The sequence below is a fragment of the Oleiphilus sp. HI0117 genome, assembly GCF_001635235.1.
Map to the genome: position 1 here is coordinate 1 of NZ_LWGA01000043.1, position 1423 is coordinate 1423.

2 protein-coding genes are annotated in these 1423 nt (G+C 47.6%); one reads left to right on the top strand and one right to left on the bottom strand.

Annotated elements, in window-relative coordinates; genetic code table 11:
- Window positions 1-473, bottom strand: a 473-nt coding sequence (locus A3757_RS00805) for an ELM1/GtrOC1 family putative glycosyltransferase (protein WP_197469615.1), incomplete at its 3' end; no start/stop codon positions are given.
- A 202-nt stretch (window positions 474-675) separates the two neighbouring features.
- Between A3757_RS00805 and A3757_RS00810 the strand changes: the two genes are divergently transcribed.
- On the top strand, window positions 676-1423 hold a 748-nt coding region (locus A3757_RS00810; RefSeq protein WP_197469616.1), incomplete at its 3' end, for a 3-deoxy-D-manno-octulosonic acid transferase.

Genomic DNA, 1423 nt, shown 5'->3' on the forward strand with positions numbered 1-1423 from the left:
CATACGAAGTGCTTAGAAGGGCCGCCGATCATCATAAGGTGTTGTGTTCGTTTCGTGTTTGGTGGGGGTGAAATCTTTGTGATAGGCCCTTGCGTTGTCATGACCCGTTCACTATTGGCTAGCCCGTCATGTTCGGGGCAAATGACGCCATCAAATAGCGGCAGCGGTAGGCTGGGTTTCATAATGACAAAGCTTTTGGCGCGGTGGGTCCGGGCGAGCATGAGCAGGCTTTTGTGAGTGCCGTGCCCTGCGCCAATGATGATGTCCGGGCTGTTATCCTGTTTTGTGGGAAGTAACAATCCTCGAAAGCCGACTTGCAGTGTTTGGCTGTCTAGCCAGAGCTCTTCGATATTAGTCTGGCGGGCAAGCGCTTTAGTTAGACCTTTTAGCTGACTGATGTGTCCGGCCCGCCCATCATGACAGACCCAAACCATCAAAGGTCGGGTAGCTCTCGTGTTAGATTGGCTTGACATAGATATCGTTTTCCTCGGAAGCGCTCTCTCATCAAGTGATGTGAGAAGCGCTGCTAATCGTCTATACTGCGTCTTTTGAATTTTTCGAAAGGCGCTTATGTTCCGCTTAGTTTACACAATTCTTTTCGCACTCTGTATGCCATTTGTTTATCTGAAGCTTTTATGGCGAGGATTTAAGGCGCCAGAATATAAGGCCAGAAAAATGGAGCGTTTTGGTTTTTTTAATGCGCCAAAGCTGAATAGAAGTATTTGGGTGCATGCTGTGTCCGTAGGCGAAGTGCTAGCAGCGGAGCCAATTATTCGAGAGATTCAAAGGCGTTTTCCAAACCGAGATATCGTTATCACTAGTATGACGCCAACCAGCTCCGAGCAAATTAGAAAGCGCTTTGGCAGTGATGTGTTTCATGTCTATGCACCTTACGATATTCCCTTTATGGTGAAGGCGTTTTTGCGCCGGGTAAAACCTGAATGTCTGATCATTATGGAAACCGAACTCTGGCCAAATATGATTCACCAGGTGATGCGAAGAAACTGCCCGGTTGTCATCGCTAATGCGCGTTTGTCAGAGCGCTCAGCAAAAGGCTACCGACGCTTGAAACCCGCTATTGGTTGGATGTTGAATGATCTGTCACTCGTGCTATGCCAGTACGAAAATGATGCTTCACGATTTGAATCACTAGATATCGCAAAGGAAAAGATTTTTGTAACGGGTAGCGTAAAGTTTGATACGAACGTGGAAGATAGTCATGTTAAAAAAGCCGCTCACCTGAGCGCAAATTTACCCGCTAAGCCTAAGATTTGGGTCGCGGCGAGTACGCATGAAGGCGAAGACGAGCTGGTTTTAAAAGTGCATGAACGTTTGAGGCAGCGCTTTCCCGATGCCTTGCTGGTATTAGTGCCTAGGCACCCTGAGCGCTTCGAAAGTGCTTTTCAGCAATCAAATAAGCAAG